21 protein-coding genes are annotated in these 20,960 nt (G+C 64.1%); 7 read left to right on the plus strand and 14 right to left on the minus strand.

All coding sequences use genetic code 11. The features are described 5' to 3' along the window. Positions 1–41: 41 nt before the first annotated feature. The 5 genes from OIK44_RS17525 to OIK44_RS17545 all read left to right on the plus strand — a co-directional run bounded on the left by OIK44_RS17525 (position 42) and on the right by OIK44_RS17545 (position 6,196). Positions 42–773, plus strand: a complete 732-nt coding sequence (locus OIK44_RS17525) for an arginyltransferase (protein ID WP_273672501.1) — start codon at positions 42–44, stop codon at positions 771–773. Between the two features lie 119 nt (positions 774–892). Beyond that, positions 893–1,933 carry a quinone-dependent dihydroorotate dehydrogenase gene (locus OIK44_RS17530; RefSeq protein ID WP_273672502.1) on the plus strand — a complete coding sequence of 347 codons (1,041 nt, stop codon included), beginning with the start codon at positions 893–895 and terminating at the stop codon, positions 1,931–1,933. Positions 1,934–1,980: 47 nt separating this feature from the next. Then, positions 1,981–2,877, plus strand: a complete 897-nt coding sequence (bla, locus tag OIK44_RS17535) for a class A beta-lactamase (protein WP_420213857.1) — start codon at positions 1,981–1,983, stop codon at positions 2,875–2,877. A gap of 111 nt (positions 2,878–2,988) precedes the next feature. Beyond that, positions 2,989–3,627, plus strand: coding sequence for a LysE family translocator (locus tag OIK44_RS17540; RefSeq protein WP_273672504.1), 639 nt, complete (start codon positions 2,989–2,991; stop codon positions 3,625–3,627). Positions 3,628–3,790: 163 nt separating this feature from the next. Further along, the gene (locus tag OIK44_RS17545; protein ID WP_273672506.1) at positions 3,791–6,196 is read left to right on the plus strand and encodes a TonB-dependent receptor; all 2,406 of its coding nucleotides are present in this window, start codon (positions 3,791–3,793) and stop codon (positions 6,194–6,196) included. A 73-nt stretch (positions 6,197–6,269) separates the two neighbouring features. On the opposite strand, the gene OIK44_RS17550 is transcribed toward OIK44_RS17545, so the two are convergent. The 9 genes from OIK44_RS17550 to OIK44_RS17590 form a co-directional block, all read right to left on the minus strand. Next, positions 6,270–7,868: a methyl-accepting chemotaxis protein gene (locus OIK44_RS17550; RefSeq protein WP_273672508.1), complete on the minus strand. Its 1,599-nt coding sequence runs from the start codon at positions 7,866–7,868 to the stop codon at positions 6,270–6,272. Between the two features lie 183 nt (positions 7,869–8,051). Continuing rightward, on the minus strand, positions 8,052–8,984 hold the full coding sequence (locus tag OIK44_RS17555) for a CysB family HTH-type transcriptional regulator (RefSeq protein WP_273672510.1): 933 nt from the start codon (positions 8,982–8,984) through the stop codon (positions 8,052–8,054). 21 nt (positions 8,985–9,005) lie between these two features. Then, positions 9,006–10,079: a sulfate/molybdate ABC transporter ATP-binding protein gene (locus OIK44_RS17560; RefSeq protein WP_273672511.1), complete on the minus strand. Its 1,074-nt coding sequence runs from the start codon at positions 10,077–10,079 to the stop codon at positions 9,006–9,008. A gap of 2 nt (positions 10,080–10,081) precedes the next feature. Further along, complete coding sequence (gene cysW, locus OIK44_RS17565; protein WP_273672512.1) at positions 10,082–10,969, minus strand: sulfate ABC transporter permease subunit CysW; 888 nt, start codon at positions 10,967–10,969, stop codon at positions 10,082–10,084. Continuing rightward, the gene (gene cysT, locus OIK44_RS17570; RefSeq protein ID WP_420213858.1) at positions 10,966–11,832 is read right to left on the minus strand and encodes a sulfate ABC transporter permease subunit CysT; all 867 of its coding nucleotides are present in this window, start codon (positions 11,830–11,832) and stop codon (positions 10,966–10,968) included. Before cysT ends, cysW begins: the two co-directional genes overlap by 4 nt. Positions 11,833–12,023: 191 nt before the next feature. After that, the gene (locus OIK44_RS17575) at positions 12,024–12,662 is read right to left on the minus strand and encodes a peroxiredoxin (protein WP_273672513.1); all 639 of its coding nucleotides are present in this window, start codon (positions 12,660–12,662) and stop codon (positions 12,024–12,026) included. 98 nt (positions 12,663–12,760) lie between these two features. Next, positions 12,761–13,327, minus strand: coding sequence for an RBBP9/YdeN family alpha/beta hydrolase (locus OIK44_RS17580; RefSeq protein ID WP_273672515.1), 567 nt, complete (start codon positions 13,325–13,327; stop codon positions 12,761–12,763). Positions 13,328–13,350: 23 nt separating this feature from the next. Then, positions 13,351–14,355 carry a sulfate ABC transporter substrate-binding protein gene (locus OIK44_RS17585; RefSeq protein WP_273672556.1) on the minus strand — a complete coding sequence of 335 codons (1,005 nt, stop codon included), beginning with the start codon at positions 14,353–14,355 and terminating at the stop codon, positions 13,351–13,353. A gap of 135 nt (positions 14,356–14,490) precedes the next feature. Further along, positions 14,491–14,877: a diacylglycerol kinase gene (locus OIK44_RS17590; protein WP_273672517.1), complete on the minus strand. Its 387-nt coding sequence runs from the start codon at positions 14,875–14,877 to the stop codon at positions 14,491–14,493. Positions 14,878–15,068: 191 nt separating this feature from the next. Between OIK44_RS17590 and OIK44_RS17595 the strand changes: the two genes are divergently transcribed. Continuing rightward, on the plus strand, positions 15,069–15,848 hold the full coding sequence (locus tag OIK44_RS17595) for an IclR family transcriptional regulator (RefSeq protein ID WP_273672519.1): 780 nt from the start codon (positions 15,069–15,071) through the stop codon (positions 15,846–15,848). A gap of 63 nt (positions 15,849–15,911) precedes the next feature. Here OIK44_RS17595 and OIK44_RS17600 read toward each other — a convergent pair whose 3' ends face one another. From OIK44_RS17600 to OIK44_RS17610, 3 genes are all read right to left on the minus strand, one after another. Next, positions 15,912–16,982: a serine hydrolase gene (locus OIK44_RS17600; RefSeq protein ID WP_273672521.1), complete on the minus strand. Its 1,071-nt coding sequence runs from the start codon at positions 16,980–16,982 to the stop codon at positions 15,912–15,914. A gap of 140 nt (positions 16,983–17,122) precedes the next feature. Further along, positions 17,123–17,818, minus strand: a complete 696-nt coding sequence (locus OIK44_RS17605) for a nitroreductase (protein ID WP_273672522.1) — start codon at positions 17,816–17,818, stop codon at positions 17,123–17,125. A gap of 15 nt (positions 17,819–17,833) precedes the next feature. After that, entirely contained in the window at positions 17,834–18,724 is an 891-nt protein-coding gene (locus tag OIK44_RS17610; RefSeq protein WP_273672524.1) for a DMT family transporter, read from the minus strand. A gap of 348 nt (positions 18,725–19,072) precedes the next feature. On the opposite strand from OIK44_RS17610, the gene phaP reads away from it, so the two are divergent. Then, on the plus strand, positions 19,073–19,642 hold the full coding sequence (gene phaP, locus OIK44_RS17615; RefSeq protein WP_273672526.1) for a TIGR01841 family phasin: 570 nt from the start codon (positions 19,073–19,075) through the stop codon (positions 19,640–19,642). Between the two features lie 125 nt (positions 19,643–19,767). Here phaP and OIK44_RS17620 read toward each other — a convergent pair whose 3' ends face one another. Together OIK44_RS17620 and OIK44_RS17625 are read right to left on the minus strand one after the other, a co-directional pair. Then, positions 19,768–20,490 carry an ABC transporter ATP-binding protein gene (locus OIK44_RS17620; protein ID WP_273672528.1) on the minus strand — a complete coding sequence of 241 codons (723 nt, stop codon included), beginning with the start codon at positions 20,488–20,490 and terminating at the stop codon, positions 19,768–19,770. Next, a partial coding sequence (locus OIK44_RS17625; protein WP_273672530.1) for an ABC transporter ATP-binding protein occupies positions 20,490–20,960 on the minus strand: 471 nt, incomplete at its 5' end. The genes OIK44_RS17625 and OIK44_RS17620, both read right to left, overlap by 1 nt.

A 20,960-nucleotide genomic window follows, 5' to 3' on the forward strand; every position in this document is an offset into this window, starting at 1 on the left:
CAGGTATAGCCCGCCGTTGCCACCGCGCAGATAGGACGTGCATGACGCACCTTAACGACCTGCCCTTTTCGACGCTGCAGTTTTACACGACAGCGCCCTACCCATGCAGCTACCTGGACGGGCGCCAAGCCCGCTCGCAGGTCGCCACGCCCTCGCATTTGATCAACGTCGACGTCTACTCCGAGTTGGTCAGGAACGGCTTCCGCCGCAGCGGCATCTTCACCTACCGGCCGTATTGCGACGGCTGCCAGGCTTGCATCCCGGTGCGCGTCGTCGCCGCCGCGTTCACGCCCAGCCGCGCCCAGCGCCGCGCCTGGGCCAGGCATGCGCCGTTGCAGGCCGGCGTCGCCACGCTGGCCTTTCTCGACGAGCACTACGAACTGTATCTGCGCTACCAGAGCACGCGCCACGCCGGCGGCGGCATGGACCAGGACAGCCGCGACCAGTACGCGCAATTCCTGCTGCAAAGCCGCGTCAACACGCGCCTGGTCGAATTCCGCGAGCCCGACGGCACGCTGCGCATGGTCAGCATCATCGACGTGCTGGCCGACGGCCTGTCGTCCGTCTATACCTTCTTCGACCCGGACGTGGCCGGCGCGTCCTACGGCACCTACAACGTGATGTGGCAGATCGCCCAGGCGGCCGACTTGCAACTGCCCTATGTCTACCTCGGCTATTGGATCAAACAAAGCCAGAAAATGGCCTACAAAATCAACTTCAAACCGCTGGAAGCCCGCGTCAAGGGCGCCTGGAGCCCGCTGGCCGGCACGTAAGCGGCCGGCGCCGCCCCTCCCGCAAGGCCGGCGCGCGCTGTAAAATACCGGAAATCCACAGCGGGCCGGCACCCCACGCGCACCGCGCACGCGGCGCCCGCTTCAACCAAGAGTGCCCCATGTCCGAAAAAATACTGTATTCCCTCGCCCGCCCCCTGCTGTTCGCCATGGACGCGGAAGCGGCCCACCACCTGACCCTGCCCGCGCTGAAGCGCGCCGCCGCGCTGGGCCTGACCCGCCTGGTGAGCAAGCCCCAGGCCGATCCGCGCACCGTGATGGGCATCACCTTCCCGAACCCGGTCGGCCTCGCCGCCGGCCTCGACAAGGACGGCGCCTTCATCGACGCGCTGGCCGACCTCGGCTTCGGCTCCATCGAAGTGGGCACCGTCACGCCGCGCGCGCAAGCGGGCAATCCGAAGCCGCGCATGTTCCGCCTGCCGGCCGCGCACGCCATCATCAACCGCATGGGCTTCAACAACGGCGGCGTCGACGCCTTCGTCGCCAATGTGCAGGCGTCGAGCTTCTACCAGCGGCGCGCCGGCGTGCTGGGCCTGAACATCGGCAAGAACGCCGACACGCCGATCGAACGCGCGGCCGAGGACTACCTGCACTGCCTGGAAAAAGTCTATCCCTACGCCAGTTACGTGACGGTCAACATCTCTTCGCCGAACACCAAGAACCTGCGCCAGTTGCAGGGAGCCTCGGAACTCGACGCGCTGCTGGCGCAACTCAAGGACGCGCAGGCGCGCCTGGCCGAGCGGCACAAGCGCTACGTGCCGCTGGCCCTGAAGATCGCCCCCGACATGGACGGCGAACAGGTCAAGAGCATCGCCGACTCGCTGATACGCCACCAGATCGACGGCGTCATCGCCACCAACACCACGCTGAGCCGCAGCGCCGTCGACGGCATGCGCCACGGCGCCGAGGCGGGCGGCCTGTCCGGCGCGCCCGTCTTCGAGCTGTCCAACACGGTCATCCGCCTGCTCAAGGCTGAGCTGGGCGACGCCCTGCCGATCATCGGCGTGGGCGGCATCATGCGCGGCGCCGACGCCAAGGTGAAGATGGACGCCGGCGCCCAACTGGTGCAGTTGTACAGCGGCCTGATCTACGCCGGCCCGGCGCTGGTGCGCGACTGCGCCGCCGCGCTGCGCGCCAAATAAGGGGGCGGCGACTAGCCCCTCTTTTCACTTCCAACAAGAAAACGAACATGACGACATCACTGCATCACTCCCGCCGCCACTACCTGATCGCCGCCGGCACCGCCCTGCTGTGCCCATCCCCGCTGCTGTTTGCCGCGCCCGCCGCAACGTCCATCGCCGCGGCCGAAACACAATTGGCCGCGCTGGAACTGGCGGCAGGCGGCCGTCTTGGCGTTTCCGCCTGGCGCACGGACGGCGGCGCACGCATCGCGCACCGGGCCGACGAGCGCTTCCCCATGTGCAGCACCTTCAAGGCTGTGCTGGCCGCCGCCGTGCTGGCACGCAGCGCCAGCGAAAGCGGGCTATTGGAAAAAAGAATCCGCTATAGCGCCAAGGAACTGGTCACGTATTCGCCGCTGACGGAAAAACAGCTGCAGGACGGCATGAGCGTGGCCGAGTTGTGCGCCGCCGCCCTGCAATACAGCGACAATAGCGCGGCGAATTTCCTGATGAAAATCTTGGGTGGCCCGCAAGCCGTCACGGCGTATATGCGCAGCATCGGCAATACGGTGTTCCAGCTGGAACGCTGGGAAACGGAATTGAACACGGCCATTCCTGGCGAGGTGCGCGATACGGCCAGCCCCGCATCGATGGCGCACAGCCTGCAGCAATTATTGCTGGAAAATGCACTGCCCGCACCGCAGCGCCAGCAGCTGGAAACCTGGATGCGCGGCAATACGACCGGCGACAAACGCATCCGCGCCGGCGTACCTGCCGGCTGGAGCGTCGCCGACAAGACGGGATCAGGCGCCTACGGCACCGTCAATGATATCGGCGTCGCTTATCCGCCAAGCGGCGCGCCGCTGGTAATTGCCGTGTACTACACGCGCGAGCAAAAGAATGCGCCGACCAACCAGGACATCATCACGGCCGCCACCCGCATCGTGGCGGCCGCACTGGCGTAATTATTTGGGCAGCGCGGCCATAAGCCCGCTGCAAGTCGACCTGGCGGGACCGGCGACGGTTCCGCAACCCCGATTCAATAAGATTGCCTCGCTCAGACAAAAGGAAATTCGATGGTCCCCTTGAACGAAATGATGCTCTTCGCTGGCGCAGCCTTGCTAATGGTTCTCACGCCAGGGCCGAACATGATTTATCTCATTTCACGGTCAATTTGCCAAGGCAGGAAGGCGGGAGTCATTTCACTCTTCGGTGTCATTGCCGGTTTTCTCGTGCACATGTTGGCAGCTGCGGCGGGGCTGACAGCCCTCTTTTTGGCAGTGCCGCTGGCATACGAAGTACTGAAATGGGCGGGGGCTGCCTACCTTCTCTACTTGGCATGGCAAGCCATCAAGCCGGGGGCGCGGTCGCCATTTGAAGCTCGCAACCTTCCCGTAGATTCGCCACAAAGACTGTTTTTGATGGGATTCATGACGAATGTCTTGAACCCTAAAATCGCCGTGTTCTACCTTTCAATTTTCCCCCAGTTTGTCTCCCCCGAGCACGGCTCATTGTTCTTGCAGAGTATTCAGCTGGGCATCGCTCAAATCACCGTCAGCTTTAGCGTAAATCTTGCAATTGCTCTGTCAGCGGCCAGATTGGCCGCCTGGTTTGAGCGTAATCCCAAGTGGCTAACGATACAGCGATATGTGATGGGCTTTGTTTTAGCGGGCCTCGCAATCCGTCTCGCCAGCGAACACCGCAAGGTTGGCTGACAAGGCGTTCGCCCCAGGGGCCACGCCTGCACCGGGATTTTGGCATATGCATAGTCAAAACAAATCGTATGAGAAACATTGGCGGACGGTTAAGCTCCTCCCCTGCGGCAAGGCCAACCCGTCCTGCCGGCACCGATGACATTCACTGAAAAGACGATTCCCGATGAGCTCACGCCAACAACGCCGTAAGAAAATCCCCGCGCAAGCGTCCCGCACCCTGCTATTGACGGGCTTGCTTTCCACCCTGGGCATGCCGGCCGGCGCGCTGGCGCAGGACACGGCCGGCGGCGAGCTGCAATCGGTGGTCGTCACCGGCACCTATGCGAAGAACCGCCGCACGGCCGACTCCGAATCGCCTATCGACATCATCGGCGCGCGCGAACTGCAAAGCACCGGCTCGACCGAGCTGGCCACCGTGCTGGGCCGCCTGCTGCCCTCGGTCAACTTCCCCCGCCCGACGGGCGCCGACGCCAGCGACGCCGTGCGTCCGGCCCAGTTGCGCGGCCTGTCGCCCGACCAGACCCTGGTGCTGGTCAACGGCAAGCGCCGCCACACCTCGGCCGTCGTCAACGTCAACGGCACCCAGGGCCGCGGCTCGGCGCCGGTCGACCTGAACGCCATCCCGCTGGCGGCGATCGACCACATCGAAGTGCTGCGCGACGGCGCCGCCGCCCAATACGGCTCGGACGCCATTGCCGGCGTCATCAACATCATCCTGAAAAAAGGCGCGGCCGGCAGTGAAATCGAAGCCGGCTTCGGCGCCTACCAGGAACGCGACGGCAAGCAGAAATCGCTGCGCGGCTCGACCGGCTTCGCCCTCGGCGACAAGGGCTGGGTGCGCGTCGCCGCCGAACTGATCGACCGCGACCCGACCAACCGCGCCGGCGTCGACGTCAACAAACTGAACGCGCCCGGCAAACTCGGCAAGATCAACCAGCGTTACGGCGACGCCAGCAGCAAACCGCGCAGCCTGTTCGTCAACAGCCAATACCGCCTCAGCGACGACATCGACTGGTACGCCTTCGCCGGCTACGGCCAGCGCGACACCTCGGGCGCCGCCACCTGGCGCCCCGCCTTCAACCTCGGCGGCGCGCTGCAAACCCCGCTGTTCCCGGAAGGCTTCCTGCCGCTGCAAAACAGCAAGCTGACCGACCAGTCCATCGTCACCGGCCTGCGCGGCGAGACGGCCGGCTGGCGCTGGGACGCCAGCCTCAACCACGGTAGCAATCTGTTCCACCTGGAGCTGGACCAGACCGCCAACCTGTCGCTGGGCGCGGCCAGCCCGACCCACTTCTACGCCGGCGAACTGAAAAACACGCAAACGCTGCTGAACCTCGACGTCGCCCGCGAATTCCCCATCGCCGCCTTCAGCGGCCCGCTGACCGTCGCCATCGGCGCCGAGGCGCGCCGCGAGCGCTATGAGATCGGCGCCGGCGAAGCCGCCTCGTACAACGGCAGCGGCTCGTCCGGCTTCAGCGGCTTCCGCCCGGCCAACGCCAGCAGCAACAGCCGCCACAACACCTCGCTGTACCTGAACCTGGAAGCGGAAGTGAGCAAGCAACTGTCGGGCGGCGTCGCCCTGCGGCACGAGCGTTACAGCGACTTCGGCAACACCACCTCGGCCAAGGCGTCCGCCCGCTACGCCGTCAACAACGCCGTGTCGCTGCGCGGCACCGCGTCGAGCGGCTTCCGCGCGCCGTCGCTGGCGCAGCAGTTCTACACGATCACGACCACCAACTTCTTCGCCGTCGGCAACGACAACGTGCCGATCGAGACGGGCACCTTCGCCGTCAACAGCGCGGCGGCCAAGGCCCTGGGCGCCCAGCCGCTCAAGGCGGAAAAGGCGCGCAACCTGAGCCTGGGCGTGCAATTCCAGCCTAGCCGCAACTTCAGCACGACGGTCGACGTCTACCGCATCGACATCGACGACCGCATCCTGTTCTCGTCGAACCTGGTGCTCAAGGACGGCTTGAAGAAACAACTGGCGGCGCAGGGCGCCACCGTCGGCGCGGCGCGCTACTTCACCAACGCCGTCGACACCCGCACCACGGGCGTGGACGTGGTCAGCACCTACCGCATCGACTTGCGCGACAAGGACAGGGTCGACGTGACGCTGGCCTACAACCGCAACAAGAATTCGGTGCAGCACGTGGCCGACAACCCGGCGCTGCTGAGCGCCAACGGCTTGCTGCTGATCGACCGCCAAACCATCAACCGCGTCACCGTCAGCTCGCCGAAAGACAAGTTCAGCCTGGCCGCCGACTACACGGCCGGCGACTGGACGGCGCGCGGCGGCGTGACCCGCTACGGCAGCTTCACCGTGCCGCAAAACAACGCGGCGATCGACCAGGTTTATGGCGCGCAATGGGTGCTGGACGTGTCGGGCAGCGTCAAGCTGGGCAAGAACTGGAAGCTGTCGGCCGGCATCGACAACCTCACCAACCGCTATCCGGATCAGGTGACGTCGCAAAACAATCTGAACCTGGGCGGCACGCAGCCGTACAGCGTGTTCGCGCCGAACGGTTTCAATGGCCGCTATTTCTATGCCAAGGCGGGCTACGCCTGGTAAGCGGCGACGGGCTGGGACACTTTGAACAAAAGCCGCGGCCAGCCCCCAACATGCCGGGAGCCAGCCGCCGCGTTTAGCCGCCCGGGAGGACCGGGCGCGCCAGCTGCGGCGGCCGGTTCGCCAGCTTGAACACGCTGACGGCCCGGGTCAGCAACTCGGCCTGGTCGCGCAAGCTTTGCGCGGCCGCGGCCGCCTCCTCCACCAGCGCGGCGTTCTGCTGCGTCACATCATCCATCTGCATGATCGCCTGATTCACTTGCGCAATTCCGGCGCTTTGCTCGCTGCTGGCGGCCGCGATCTGGCCCATGATGCCGGCCACCTGCTTGACGGCGGCGACGATGCCGTCCATCGTCGTGCCCGCCTCGTCGACGAGCTTGCTGCCCGTCTCGACGGTCGCCACCGAGTGCGCGATCAGCGCCTTGATCTCGTGCGCCGCCGTGGCCGAACGCTGCGCCAGCGTGCGCACCTCGCTGGCGACGACGGCGAAGCCGCGCCCCTGTTCGCCCGCCCGGGCCGCTTCGACGGCCGCGTTCAAGGCCAGGATATTGGTCTGGAAGGCCAGGCCGTCGATGACGCCGATGATGTCGACGATCTTGCCGGAACTGTCCTTGATCGAGCTCATCGTGCTGACCACCTGCCCGACCACTTCGCCGCCCTGGACGGCGGAGGCGCAAGCCGCCAGCACCAGCGCGTTGGCCTGCCTGGCGTTCTCGGCGTTCTGCGTCACGGTCGACGTCAGCTGCTCCATCGACGACGCGGTTTCCTCCAGGCTCGACGCCTGTTGCTCGGTGCGGCTGGACAAGTCCAGATTGCCGCTGGCGATCTCGGTCGATGCCGTCGTGATCGTGTCGCTGCCGGAACGCACCTGGCCGACGGTGTGGGCCAGGCTGTCGTTCATCGCCATCAGCGCGCGCAGCAACTGGCCGGTTTCGTCGCCGGCGCTACAGTCGATGCGCGTGCGCAAATCGCCGCCGGCCACCGCCCGCGCCAGGCCGACGGCGCTGTTGATCGGCGTGGTGATGCTGCGCGCAAGCCGGTACACCACGGCGCCGGCCAGGCCGGTGGCAATCACTGTCATCAATATCATCGTGTTACGCGCGCTGCGGTAGGCTTGCAGCGCCGCCGCGTTGGCCTGCGCCACGGCCTCGGTCTGGTATTTGACAAGCGCGCCGAGGGCGCCCAGGTAGGCGCTCTGCTCCTTGCGCACCGTGCTCAGCAGATAGGTGACGGCCGCCTCGCGCTTGCCATCGGCGACTGACAGCGTCAGGAAACCCGCCTGCACCACCAGATAGCGCTCGCGCGCCTCGGTCACGGCTTGGTACAGACTCTTGCTTTGCGGGTCGAGGTCGTCGGCGATCAGCTTGCCGAGCTTGTCCAGATTGGCGTCGATCTCGGCTTTCTTTTCCTCGACGCGGGCCAGTTCCTTGGCCACCGTGGCCGGATCGGCCGACAGCACCGCATTGCGCATCGCCCGGGCGATATCGTTGACCCCGCCCACCGCTTCATAAGCCTGTATCACCTTGGGCACCTTGTCGGTGGCCAGATCGTCGGTGCCAGCGTTGAGGGTGCCAAGATTGCTGATGCCAACCGCGGCGATGGCCACCATGAACAACAGCGCCACGCCCAAGCCGGCGCCCAGGCGGGTGCCGATTTTCCAATTCCCGATGCCCATTCTTCGCTCCCGGTGTCAAAACCTTCGTCTTCGAATCTGGATGCTGCGCTACGGTTCGGTGTGACGGGCCAGCCGGCTTGGCGCAGCGCAAGCCGGGCTACATCGGCAGTTGTAACGGGCAAGGCGCTAAGCCGCCTTGCTCACAATCAGTAAATGGCTACAAACTACTGCTTTACACCGGATTCAGACGGCTTCCTCGCCATTCATCGCGCGGTCGATGTCGGCCCGGCTCAGCTCGGGCGCGAACTGCAGGATGAACTCGTAGGCGTAGGCGCGCAGGTAGGCGCCGCGGCGCACCGCCAGCCGGGTGGTGTTGGCGGCGAACAGGTGCGAGGCTTCGACGGCGCGCAAGCCCTTGTCGCGGCCGTGGTCGAAGGCCATCGAGGCGACGATGCCCACGCCCAGGCCCAGCGCGACGTACTGCTTGATGACGTCCGAGTCCATCGCCGTCAGCACGATGTCGGGCTGCACGCCGGCCTTGGCGAAGGCGTCGTCGATGTGGCCGCGGCCGGTGAAGCCGCGGTCGTAGGTAATCAAGGGGAATTCCGCCAGGTCTTCCAGGCGGATCGGCCCGCGCGACAGTAGCGCATGGCCGTCCGGCACGACGATCAGGTGGCTCCAGCGGTAGCACGGGAACGACACCAGGTCGGGGAACTGGCTCAAGCCCTCGGTGGCGATGCCGATGTCGGTCTTGCCCGACAACACCCATTCGGCGATGTGCTCGGGCGCGCTTTGCTGCAGCGCGATGCGCACGTCGGGGAAGCTGCTGCGGAAGCCCTGCACCACCTTCGGCAAGGCGTAGCGGGCCTGGGTGTGCGTGGCCGCCACCGACAGCGTGCCGCTGGTCTGGCCGCTGTATTCCAGGCTGGCCTGCTGCAGGTTCTCCGCCTCGATCAGCAGGCGGTCGACGATCTTCAGGATGCCCTTGCCCGGCTCGGTCAGCCCCGTCAGACGCTTGCCGTTGCGCTCGAAAATCACCACGCCCAGCTCGTCCTCCAGTTCGCGAATCTGGCGGCTTACACCAGGCTGCGAGGTAAACAGCGCATTTGCCACTTCGGTCAGATTGTAACCGCGGCGCGCCGCCTCGCGTATCGAACGTAATTGCTGAAAATTCATTGCCAAATCCCTTTTAAAAAATCATTGACGCGCGGCGGGCTCGACGAACACGTGCAGGCGCTTCGGCCGCACCACCAGCGTTTCCCCCTCCTTCAGCTGCAAGTGGCCGAAACGCTCGTTCGACATCACCGCCTCGATCAACTCGGCGTTGTCGACGCGCTGCAGGTCGAGCTGGGCCAGCGGGCCGATCGCGTGCGCGCGGCTGAGCTTGACGACGATGCCCTCGGCGCCCGGCGTGTAGCGGTCGATTTCCAGATCGTGCGGCCGCACATAGGCGATGCCCTTGCTGTCGGTCACGCCGGCGTGGTCGGGCACCTCGAAGCTGGCGTCGCCGGTGGCCATCACGCCCTCGTGGACGCGGCCGTGGAACAGGTTCACATTGCCCAGGAAGCCGTACACAAACGGCGACGCCGGGTGGTTGTAGACCTGCTCGGGCGCGCCCAGTTGCTCGACCCGGCCCTTGTTCATCAGCACCACCTGGTCGGCCACCTCCAGCGCCTCCTCCTGGTCGTGGGTGACGAAGATGCTGGTCACATGCAAATCATCGTGCAGGCGGCGCAACCAGCGCCGCAATTCCTTGCGCACCTTGGCGTCGAGCGCGCCGAAGGGCTCGTCGAGCAGCAGCACGCGCGGCTCCACCGCCAGCGCCCGCGCCAGCGCGATGCGTTGGCGCTGGCCGCCCGACAACTGCGGCGGATAGCGGTCGGCCAGCCAGTCCAGTTGCACCAGCTCCAGCAAATCCTTGACCTTGCGGCGGATCTGCTCCTCCGACGGGCGCTCCTTGCGCGACTTCACGCGCAGGCCGAAGGCGACGTTCTCGAACACCGTCATGTGCTTGAACAGCGCGTAATGCTGGAACACGAAACCGACCTGGCGTTCGCGCACATGGCGCGCCGAGGCGTCTTCCGCGTCCAGCAACACCTGGCCGGAATCGGGATGCTCCAGGCCGGCGATAATGCGCAGCAAGGTCGTCTTGCCGCAGCCGGAAGGCCCCAGCAGCGCCGTCAGCTCGCCGGCCGGAAAGGCCAGCGACACCTTGTCGAGGGCGACGAAATCGCCGAACTGTTTATGGATGTTTTTGACTTCGATCGTCATGCTCAGTGCTCCGTGGAACGTAAGGCGGAATCGTCGGCGCCATTCTCGTGCAGGCGCCACTCGATCAAGGATTTCAGGGCCAGCGTCAGCAGGGCCAGCAGCGCCAGCAGCGACGCCACGGCGAAGGCGGCCGCGAAGTTGTATTCGTTGTACAGGATCTCCACCTGCAGGGGCATGGTGTTGGTTTCGCCGCGGATGTGGCCGGACACGACCGACACGGCGCCGAACTCGCCCATCGCCCGCGCATTGCACAGGATCACGCCGTACAGCAAGCCCCATTTGATGTTCGGCAAGGTCACGCGGCGGAAGGTGTTCCAGCCGGACGCGCCCAGCACGATGGCGGCCTCCTCCTCCTCGTTGCCCTGCGACTGCATCAACGGAATCAGCTCGCGCGCGACGAAGGGGAAGGTGATGAAGATCGTCGCCAGCACGATGCCGGGCACGGCGAACAAGATCTTGATGTCGTGCGCCTGCAGCCACGGGCCGAACCAGCCCTGGGCGCCGAACATCAGCACGTAAATCAGGCCGGAAATGACGGGCGAGACGGAGAACGGCAGGTCGATCAGCGTCAGCAGCACGCTCTTGCCGCGGAACTCGAACTTGGCGATGCACCAGGACGCGGCCACGCCGAACACCAGGTTCAGCGGCACGGCGATGGCGGCCGTGATGACCGTCAGCTTGATGGCCGAGATCGCATCCGGATCGACGATGGCCGCCAGATACGCCTGCCACCCCTTCTTGAAGGCTTCGGCGAACACGGCCACCAGCGGCACGAACAAAAACAGCGTCAGGAAAGTCAGTGCGACGGCGATCAGCACGCCGCGCACCCACAGCGGCTCCAGCGTGGCGGCGCCGCGGCGCGGCGCGGTGGCGGGGCTAGGTGTACTCATGTTTTCCTCGACTTGCCGCGTGTCCACGCCTGCAACAGATTAATCGACAGCAGCATCAGGAAGGACGCCACCAGCATCACGACGGCGATCGCCGTGGCGCCCGCGTAATCGTACTGCTCCAGTTTGGTGATGATGAACAGCGGCGTGATCTCCGACACCATCGGCATATTGCCGGCGATGAAGATCACCGAACCGTACTCGCCGGTGGCGCGCGCGAAGGCCAGCGCGAAGCCGGTCAGCAGCGACGGCAGGATGGTCGGAAAGACCACGCGGACGAAAGTTTGCAGGGCGCTCGCGCCGAGGCTGGCGGCGGCCTCCTCCAGCTCGCGCTCGGCGTCCTCCAGCACCGGCTGCACGGTGCGCACGACGAAAGGCAGGCCGATGAAAGTGAGCGCGACCACCACGCCGACGGGCGTGAACGCCACCTTCAGCCCCAGCGTCCCCTCGATGAACTTGCCGAACCAGCCATTCGACGAATACAGCGCCGTCAAGGTGATGCCGGCGACGGCGGTGGGCAGGGCGAACGGCAGGTCGACCAGGGCGTCGATGATGCGCTTGCCGGGAAAGGTGTAGCGCACCAGCACCCAGGCCAGGATGCCGCCGAAGACGACATTGATGGCGGCGGCGATCAGCGAGGCGCCGAAGCTGAGGCGGTAGGAGGCCACCACGCGCTCGGACGTGACCGCGCCCCAGAACGCCTCCCAGCTCATCGTGAAAGTCTTCAAGAACACGGCCGACAGCGGGATCAGGACGATCAAGGCCAGATAGAAAATGGTAAAGCCCAGCGACAGCTTAAAGCCCGGCATCACCCGAAACGGCGCCCCCTGGGCTTGGATCGGGACCGGCTGTGCAGCAACAGACATGTATGCTCCCCTTATTACATTTTCGACTAATAAGGCGCAATAATCGCATTCCGTCGTTATAAAACGAACGAAGCATTTGTCATTTGCTTAGATGACAATCGTATATTGAATAAAAAGCCGGGGACAGACCACGATTTCCGACAAACATTTCCCGAAAATCGTGGTCTGTCCCCGGCTGGGACTGTGGTTTTTTACTTGTTCGGTTGCGGCGTCAGGCGCAGGTAGGGACGCTCGGCGGTGTAGCCTTTCGGATACTTCTGCTTGATGAGCTCAGGGTCTTGCACGCTCAGCGGGATGATGACGTCGTCGCCATCCTTCCAGTTGCCCGGCGTGGCCACCGTGTGCGAGTCGGTCAGTTGCAGCGCGTCGATCACGCGCAGGATTTCATCGAAGTTGCGCCCCGTGCTCAGCGGATAGGTCAGGATCAGCCGCACCTTGCGCTGCGGGTCGATGACGAAGACGGAGCGCACCGTCACCGTGCTCGACTGTTCCGGGTGGATCATGTCGTACAACTCGGAGACGTGCTTGTCGGCATCGGCGATGATGGGGAAACCGACCACGGTCCGCTGGGTCGCCTCGATATCCTTGATCCAGTTTTTATGCGACTCGGCCGCATCGACCGACAGGGCGAGCGCCTTGACGTTGCGCTTGTCGAACTCCGGCTTGAGTTTCGCCGTCAGCCCCAGTTCCGTGGTGCAGACGGGCGTGAAGTCGGCCGGGTGCGAAAACAGCACCACCCAGGAGTCGCGCGACCAGTCGTAGAAGTTGATCGGCCCGATCGAAGAATCCTGGTCAAAATCGGGGGCAAAGTCACCCAAGCGTAAAGTCATCGTCATCTCCATTTCATACACGGTTGATTGAAACAAGCTAGGCAGAACTCTTGAAAAAAACGGCTATAGCCAGTGGACCGCCGCGCCGCCCTAGCGGTTCAGGCGAATTGCGCCTGGGGGCCAGCGCTTTGCGCCAGCTCAAGCAGCTGCTTGAGGCGGCTTTGACCGAACAACCAGTCGCCCAGGCCCGACTCGGCGTTGATGTGGCCGAAGGCGCCGATGTTGACGACCTCGGCGCCCCAACGCCCGCCCCACAGCGCGGCGTTGTCGGCGCTCATCCACGGGTCATTGGTGCTGCTGATCATGATGGTCGGACAGGGAAGCGGCCCCTGCGGCAGGGCCGCAGCGACGCCGAACTTGTCCGGGTCGGCCGGCGCCACCATCAGCACGCCGGCGACGCCGCGCGGGTCGCGCGCCAGGCTATACGCGGCGGTCAGGCAGCCGAAGCTGTGCGCGGCGACCAGGATGGGCCGGCTGTCGCGGGCCCGCAGCTCGTCGAAGCGCGCCGACCAGGCCGGCAACTGCGGATTGTCCCAATCGTCCTGCACCACCCGCTCGAAGCCCGGGTACAGGCGCTGCCAGCGGCTTTGCCAGTGCTCCGGCCCGCTGTTATACAAACCGGGCATGAGCAGCACCCGGTAGTCCGAGAATGGAGGTAAGGCCATCGACAAGCTCCTTATCGGTCGGCTTACTTGGCCTGGTAAATCTGGTCGAACACGCCGCCGTCGGCGAAGTGGGTTTTCTGCGCCGCCGTCCAGCCGCCCGCCACCTGGGCGATGGTGAACAGCTTCACATTCGGGAATTGCGCCGCGTATTTCTTCGCGGCCTTCTCGACGGTGGGACGGTAGTAGTTTTTCGCAATCAACTCCTGCGCTTCGTCCGTGTACAGATAATTCAGGTAGGCTTCCGCGACTTTGCGCGTGCCGCGCCGGTCGGCCACCTTGTCGACGACGGTGACGGGCGGCTCGGCCAGGATGCTGACGGACGGCGCGACGATCTCGACCTTGTCCGGCCCCAATTCCTTGATCGCCAACAAGGCTTCGTTCTCCCAGGCGATCAGCACGTCGCCGATGCCGCGCTCGACGAAGGTAGTGGTGGCGCCGCGCGCGCCGGAGTCGAGCACCGGCACGTTCTTGTACAGCTTCTTGATGAATTCCTTGGCCGTCGCCTCGCTGCCGCCCGGCTGCCGCAGGGCGTAGCCCCAGGCGGCCAGATGGTTCCAGCGCGCCCCGCCCGAAGTCTTCGGATTCGGCGTGATGACGGCGACGCCCGGCTTGACCAGGTCGTTCCAGTCCTTGATGGCTTTGGGATTGCCTTTGCGCACCAGGAAAACGATGGTCGAGGTGTACGGCGAGCTATTGTGCGGCAAGCGTTTTTGCCACTCCTTGTTGGCCAGACCGTGTTCGGCGATGGCGTCGATGTCATAGGCCAGCGCCAGCGTGACGACGTCGGCCTCCAGGCCGTCGATGACGGCGCGGCCCTGCTTGCCGGAGCCGCCGTGCGACTGCTTGATCTTGACGGTGTCGCCGGTCTTGGCCTTCCACTCCTTGGCGAACGCGGCGTTGACATCCTGGTACAACTCACGGGTGGGATCGTAGGATACATTGAGCAGCGCGATATCGGCGGCCAGCACAGGCTGGATCGCGGTGGCGGCGGCAAAGGCGGCGGCAAACAGTGTTTTTTTCGACAGCATCAGAGAATCCCCGTTCATGAGTAAGACATCAGAACTTCGAGAGTACGGTGCGCGCCGAGGAAAGAGAACGAAGGCTTTCGCCGTTTGATATGCGCAATCCGCATATGCGAACCGCGCCGGCGTCGTTCACTTTACTCAATAAAAGCGATTCAACAATACCACGGCCCAGGCCGCCACGGCCAGCAGCACCGCCAGCAGCACGGCGGCGCTGCCGAAATCCTTGGCGTTTTTCGACAGCGAATGGCGCTCCAGCGACACGCGGTCGACGACGGCCTCGATCGCCGAGTTAATCAATTCAACGATCAAAATCAGCACCAGCACGCCGATCAGCATCAGCTTCTCAAACGCCGAGATGCGCAGGGCCAGCGCCACGGCGCTGCCGCAGGCGAACAACAGCAGTTCCTGGCGGAAGGCGTGCTCGTTGCGCCAGGCCGACCTGAGCCCGTCGATCGAGTAAAAAAATGCCGCGACAATCCGTTTCAGGCCACTCTTGCTCTTGAATTCGTTGACTGGTTGTTCCATGGATATTGTTTATTTTGAATTGGCCCACCATTATGCCGCGCAGCACGGCGGCGGGGGCAAAAAGCTGGGGACAGACCACGATTTTCAAGAAATTATTTCTTGAAAATCGTGGTCTGTCCCCAGGCAATTCACTATTTTTTCACATTGTGGTATAAAGAGAGCGTCACATACTGCACTGCACCAACCACATCATGAAAATTGAACCCGTCGCGGCTCCGAAGACGACGATCCAGGTGATCGAACGCATGGTCGCCCTGCTCGACGCATTGGCAAAATATTCCGACCCGGTCAGTTTGAAGGAATTGTCCAAGGTATCCGGCCTGCACCCCTCGACGGCGCACCGCATCCTCAACGACATGGTGCTGACGCGCTTTGTCGACCGTATCGAGCCGGGCACCTACCGCCTCGGCATGCGCCTGCTGGAGCTGGGCAATGTCGTCAAAAGCCGCCTCAGCGTGCGCGAGGCGGCGCTCGACTTCATGCGCCAGTTGCACAAGAAGACACAGCAAACCATCAATCTGTCGGTGCGCCAGGGCGACGAAATCGTCTATATCGACCGGGCGTTCTCGGAGCGCTCCGGCATGCAGGTGGTGCGCGCCATCGGCGGGCGCGGCCCGCTGCACCTGACGTCGACGGGCAAGCTCTTCCTGTCGGTCGACGAACCGAAGGCGATCCGCGCGTATGCGACGCGCACCGGCCTGGCCGGCCACAATAAGAATTCGATCACCGACCTGGCCAAGCTGGAGCGGGAATTAAGCTTGGTGCGCACGCGCGGCTATGCCCGCGACAACGAGGAATTGGAACTGGGCGTGCGCTGCATGGCGGCGGGCATCCGCGACGACTCCGGCAAACTGATCGCCGGCCTGTCGATTTCCGCGCCGGCCGACCGCCTGCAGGAGGAATGGCTGGAAGACCTGGTCGAGACGGCCAGGCAGATTTCCGCGACGCTGGGCTACAGCGCCGCCGACTAAGCAGGCGCGCAAATGCAAAGGGGGCGCAGCATGACAGTGCGCCCCCCTTGGATGCCGGCGCGCTCAGCCGCCCGGCAGCGACAGGCCGCCCGGCCGCAGCGCCTCCAGCCATTTGCGCATGCGTCCGGCGTCGGCCGTGCGCGACTGCTTGCCCTTGGAATCGAGGAAGACCATGATGACGGCGCGCCCTTCGATGACCGCCTGCATCAGCAGGCAGCGTCCCGCCTCGTTGATGAAGCCGGTTTTCTGCAGGCCGATTTCCCAGCCCGGATTGGCGACGAGGTGGTTGGTGTTGCCAAACTGCATAGGGTGGCCGCTGGCTTCGACGATCGCCTTCGGATCCGTTGAGTATTGCCGCAGCAGCGGCTGGTGGAAGGCCGCCATCGCCAGTTTCGCCAGATCGCGCGCGCTCGCCACATTCTGTTTCGACAAGCCGCTGGAGTCGACGTAATGCGTGTCGAGCATGCCCAGCTGGCGCGCCTTGGAATTCATGGCGTCGACGAAGGAGGCGATGCCGCCCGGGTAATTGCGGCCCAGCGCGGCGGCGGCGCGGTTTTCGGAACTCATCAGCGCGATATGCAACATATTGGCGCGCGTCAGTTGCGCGCCCACTTTCAGGCGCGAGCTGCTGAATTTTGCGCGGTCGACATCATCGTCGGTGATGGTCAGCACTTCCTCCATGTCCTGGCGCGCTTCGACCACCACCAGGCCCGTCATCATTTTCGTGATCGAGGCGATCGGCAGGGCGACATTGGAATTTTTCTCGAACAGCACTTCGGCGTTGGACTGGTCCAGCACCAGCGCGACGCTCGATTTCAGGTCGAGCGGGTCGCGCGTCAGGTTCAGGCCGGCCATGTCGCCGACCGTGGGCGCGGCCGGCATGGCCACGTTGGTGACGCGCTGGTAAACCACCTTGCGCTTGCCGCGCACGGTGATGACGCGCTTGACGACGCGCTCGCGGCTATCCGCGGCGGCTATCCTGAGGTCCGGACGCCGCAGCACCATCTTGATCCGCTTGACGCCGTGCCGCTTCGACGCCGATGCCGCGTGGCCCGCGTCATGCTTGGCCAGCGCCGGCGACGAAGCCAGCGCGAACAACAGTGAAATCAGGCCGCCCAGGGCAAGTTTAAACATTGATTCATCCTCTTGAAGCGAACAGAAGTTTCTTGTTGCAGTGTAGCGAAATGCAGAGTAATCGCAAGCGAATTTAACAGTTAATACAGTATTTGTTGCAGTACCGTAATTCAGTCTTGCTGGCGCCGGGCGAAAAGTGATTACGCCAGAAATTGAACGAAGCCGGGCAGCGGCTCGCGCTCGGTGCTGAGGGTGTTTTCAATCTTGCCGGGGTCGGCGTAGCCCAGCGCCATGCCGCAGACCACCATCTCGCCGGCGGGCAGCGCCAATTCCTCGGCGATGAGCTTGTGATACTGCGTGAACGCGGCCTGCGGACAAGTGTCGAGGCCGCGGCCGCGGGCGGCCACCATGATGTTCTGCAAGAACATGCCATAGTCGAGCCAGGACCCCTGCTCCATCACGCGTTCGATGGTGAAGATGAAGCCGACCGGGGCGTCGAAGAACTGGTAATTGCGGCCGTGCTGGGCCGCCATGCCGGCCTTGTCCTCGCGCGTCAGGCCCAGCAGCGCATACAGATCCCAGCCGACCTTGCGGCGCCGCTCGATGAAGGGCGAAGCCCATTCGCGCGGGTAATAGGCATACTCCTCGCTGTGCTGGCGCGCCTGCGCCGGGTCCTGGTGCGCGGCCAGGATGCGCGCCGACAGACGCTGCCGGGCCGCGCCCATCAACACATACACGTTCCACGGCTGCGTGTTGGTGCCCGAGGGCGCCCGCGCGGCCACTTCCAGGATGCCTTCGATATCGTCCCGCGCCACCGGCGTCGGCAGGAAGGCGCGGATCGAGCGGCGCGACGTGATGGCGGCATCGACGGCTTGTTGTTGCGGGGTTGAAATCATGTTTCCTCGACTGGATTACTTTTTAACCACAAAAATGACGCCGACCACGGCCACGGCCATGCCGACGATGCCCCATATAGTCAATGCCTCGCCAAACATCAGCCAGGCCATCAGCGCGGTGGTCGGCGGCGTCAAATACATCACGCTGCTGACCTGGGTCGCGTCGTTGCGGCGTATCAAGGCGAAGAGCAAGAAGATGGCGCCTATCGACAGCACCAAAACCGACCACAGCAGCGCGCCGACGAAGTTCGCCGTCCATTGCACGGCGCTCAAGCCGACGTCCAGGTCTTCCAGCCACACGGCCAGCGGCAACACCAGCAGGGTCGAGGCGGCAAACTGCACCACCGTGCCGGTGCGCAAGTCGAAGGCCGGGCAATGGCGCTTTTGATACAGGGTGCCGGCCGTGATCGACAACAAGGCGAAGACGCACAGCAGCACGCTATCGATGCGCAGGCCGACCAGATGGATCTTGGCCTGCACCACCAGGGCCACGCCCAGCAAGCCGAACAGCAGACCCAGCCATTGGCGCGGCCGCACGGATTCGCCGATCAGCGGCGCGGCGCACGCCGTCAGAATCGGCTGCATGCCGACGATCAGGGCCGACAGGCCGGCCGGCATACCCAGCTTGATCGCGCACCAGATGCCGGACAGATAGCCGGCCTGCAACAGCAAGCCGGCCACGGCGATGTGCCCCATCTTGCCGGCCGGCCAGGGCGCCTTCAGCAGCAACACGCAGGGCAACAGGATCAGCAGCACGCAGAGGAAGCGCAGCAACAGGAAAGTCAGCGGCGGCGCATACGGCAGGCCGAACTTGGCGACGATGAATCCTGTACTCCAAAGCAAGACAAAAAAGCCTGGCAAGACTAGCGGCAACAGTTGCGGATTGCCGGCGCGGATGGTGGACATGGTTGCTGGACTCGGGTGAACAGTTCGGCGGCCGCGACTGGGGCCGGGTGCGTGGCAAAGTCTAGCATGGCGGCACGATTCCGGCAGGAAGGGGCGCCCCCGGCGGCAATTTGCGGGCAGAAACCGCCAAACGAAATTTCCATGTCGAAACTATATCTTTAATGCAAATCTAACACTTTGTTGCGTCGCACAAAAATCGCTTGACTTAATTTTCAAAGCCTTTAGAATCGGGTTTGTTGCGTTGCACAATTTCTTGTTCAGCTTGAAAATAAGATCTACTTGCTTCATTACCACGGTACTTAACGCAGCATCTATCTACTAACGAGCAACCACAATCTGGAGAGTTATATGTTTTCAATCCCTGAGCAGTTTTCGTCCGCCACCAAAGCCAACGTCGAAGCCCAATTCGCCATCTTCTCCTCGCTGACCAGCAAAGCCTTCGAAGGCATCGAAAAAATCGTCGAGCTGAACTTGACCGCTGCCAAGGCCTCGCTGGAAGAATCGTCGGCCGCGACCAAGCAATTGCTGTCCGCCAAAGATCCACAAGAATTTTTCTCGCTGACCGCTGCACAAGCCCAGCCAACCGCCGAAAAAGCCATCGCCTACGGCCGTCACCTGGCCGCGATCACCTCGGGCACCCAGGCCGAGTTCAGCAAAGCCGCCGAAACCCAGATCGCCGAAACCAACCGCAAAGTGATTTCGCTGGTTGAAGAAGTGAGCAAAAACGCGCCAGCCGGCTCGGAAAACGCTGTTGCGATCCTGAAATCGGCGATCGGCAACGCCAGCGCCGGTTACGAGCAATTCAGCAAAACCAGCAAGCAAGCTGTCGAAGCGATCGAAGCGAACCTGGCGTCGGCCGTGAACCAATTCAGCCAAGCCGCTGAAAAGGCCGTGCCACGCGCAGCGGCAAAGAAGTAAATTGACGGCGGGGCCGCGCAAGCGGCCCGCCTCGCAGTCCTGGGCAGCCGAGTACGTTCTCCTCAGACGGCTGCCGTTATGCCCCGGCTCCCCCCGGGGCATTTTTTATGCAGCGTGACGCGACATTATTCGCCCAGGTAGGCCGCCTTGACGCGCGGATCGTCCAGCATGTCGCTGGCCTTGCCCGTCATCGTGATCAAGCCCGAGTCCATCACGTAGCCGCGGTGGGCCGCCTGCAGCGCCAGCTTGGCGTTCTGCTCCACCAGCAGGATCGTGATGCCCTCTTTCGAGACATTGCGTATCACCTCGAAGATCTTCTCGACCATGATCGGCGACAGGCCCATCGACGGCTCGTCCAGCAGCAGCAGCTGCGGATGGCTCATCAAGGCGCGCGCCATCGCCAGCATCTGCTGCTCGCCGCCCGACAGGGTGCCGGCCATCTGCGCCGCCCGCTCCTTGAGGCGCGGGAACACGTCGAACCACTTGGCGATGTCGGCGTCGATGCCGGCCTGGTCGTTGCGCGTGTAGGCGCCCATCATCAGGTTTTCCTGGATCGACATGCGCGTGAACACGCCCCGCCCTTCCGGCACCATCGCCAGCTTCTGCTCGACCAGGTGGAACGACTGCGAGCCCTTCAGCGATTTCCCCATATACGTCACGGCGCCCTCGACCTTGCAGTCCGGCAGCGTGCCCGTGATCGCCTTCAGCGTCGTCGTCTTGCCCGCGCCGTTCGCGCCGATCAGGGCGATCAGCTCGCCCCGGTTCACTTCCAGGTCGATGCCCTTGACGGCCTTGATGCCGCCATACGCGACTTTCAGTCCCGCCACTTTCAGTACTTGCTCGCTCATTAGTGCGATCCTCCCAGGTAGGCGTCAATCACCGCCTGATTTTTCTGTATGTCCGCCGGCAGCCCCTCGGCGATCGGCTTGCCGTACTCCAGCACCGTGATGCGGTCGCACAGCCCCATCATCAGCTTCACGTCGTGCTCGATCAGCAGCACCGTCTTGCCCTCGGCCTTGATCTTCACCAGCAGCTCGCGCAGGGCCAGCTTCTCGGTCGCGTTCATGCCCGCCGCCGGCTCGTCCAGCGCCAGCAGCTGCGGGTCCGTCGCCAGCGCGCGGGCGATCTCCAGGCGGCGCTGGTCGCCGTAGGACAGGAAGCGCGAGGTGCGGTTGGCGAACTGGCCGATGCCGACGAAGTCCAGCAGCTCCTGGGCGCGGCGGCGGATGCCCGCCTCCTCCTCGCGCGCCGCCTTGTGGCGGAACACCGCGCCGAACACGCCCTGGTGCGAGCGCACGTGGCGCCCCACCATGACGTT

Source organism: Janthinobacterium fluminis, assembly GCF_028595325.1.
Classification (GTDB): Bacteria; Pseudomonadota; Gammaproteobacteria; order Burkholderiales; family Burkholderiaceae_D; genus Janthinobacterium; species Janthinobacterium fluminis.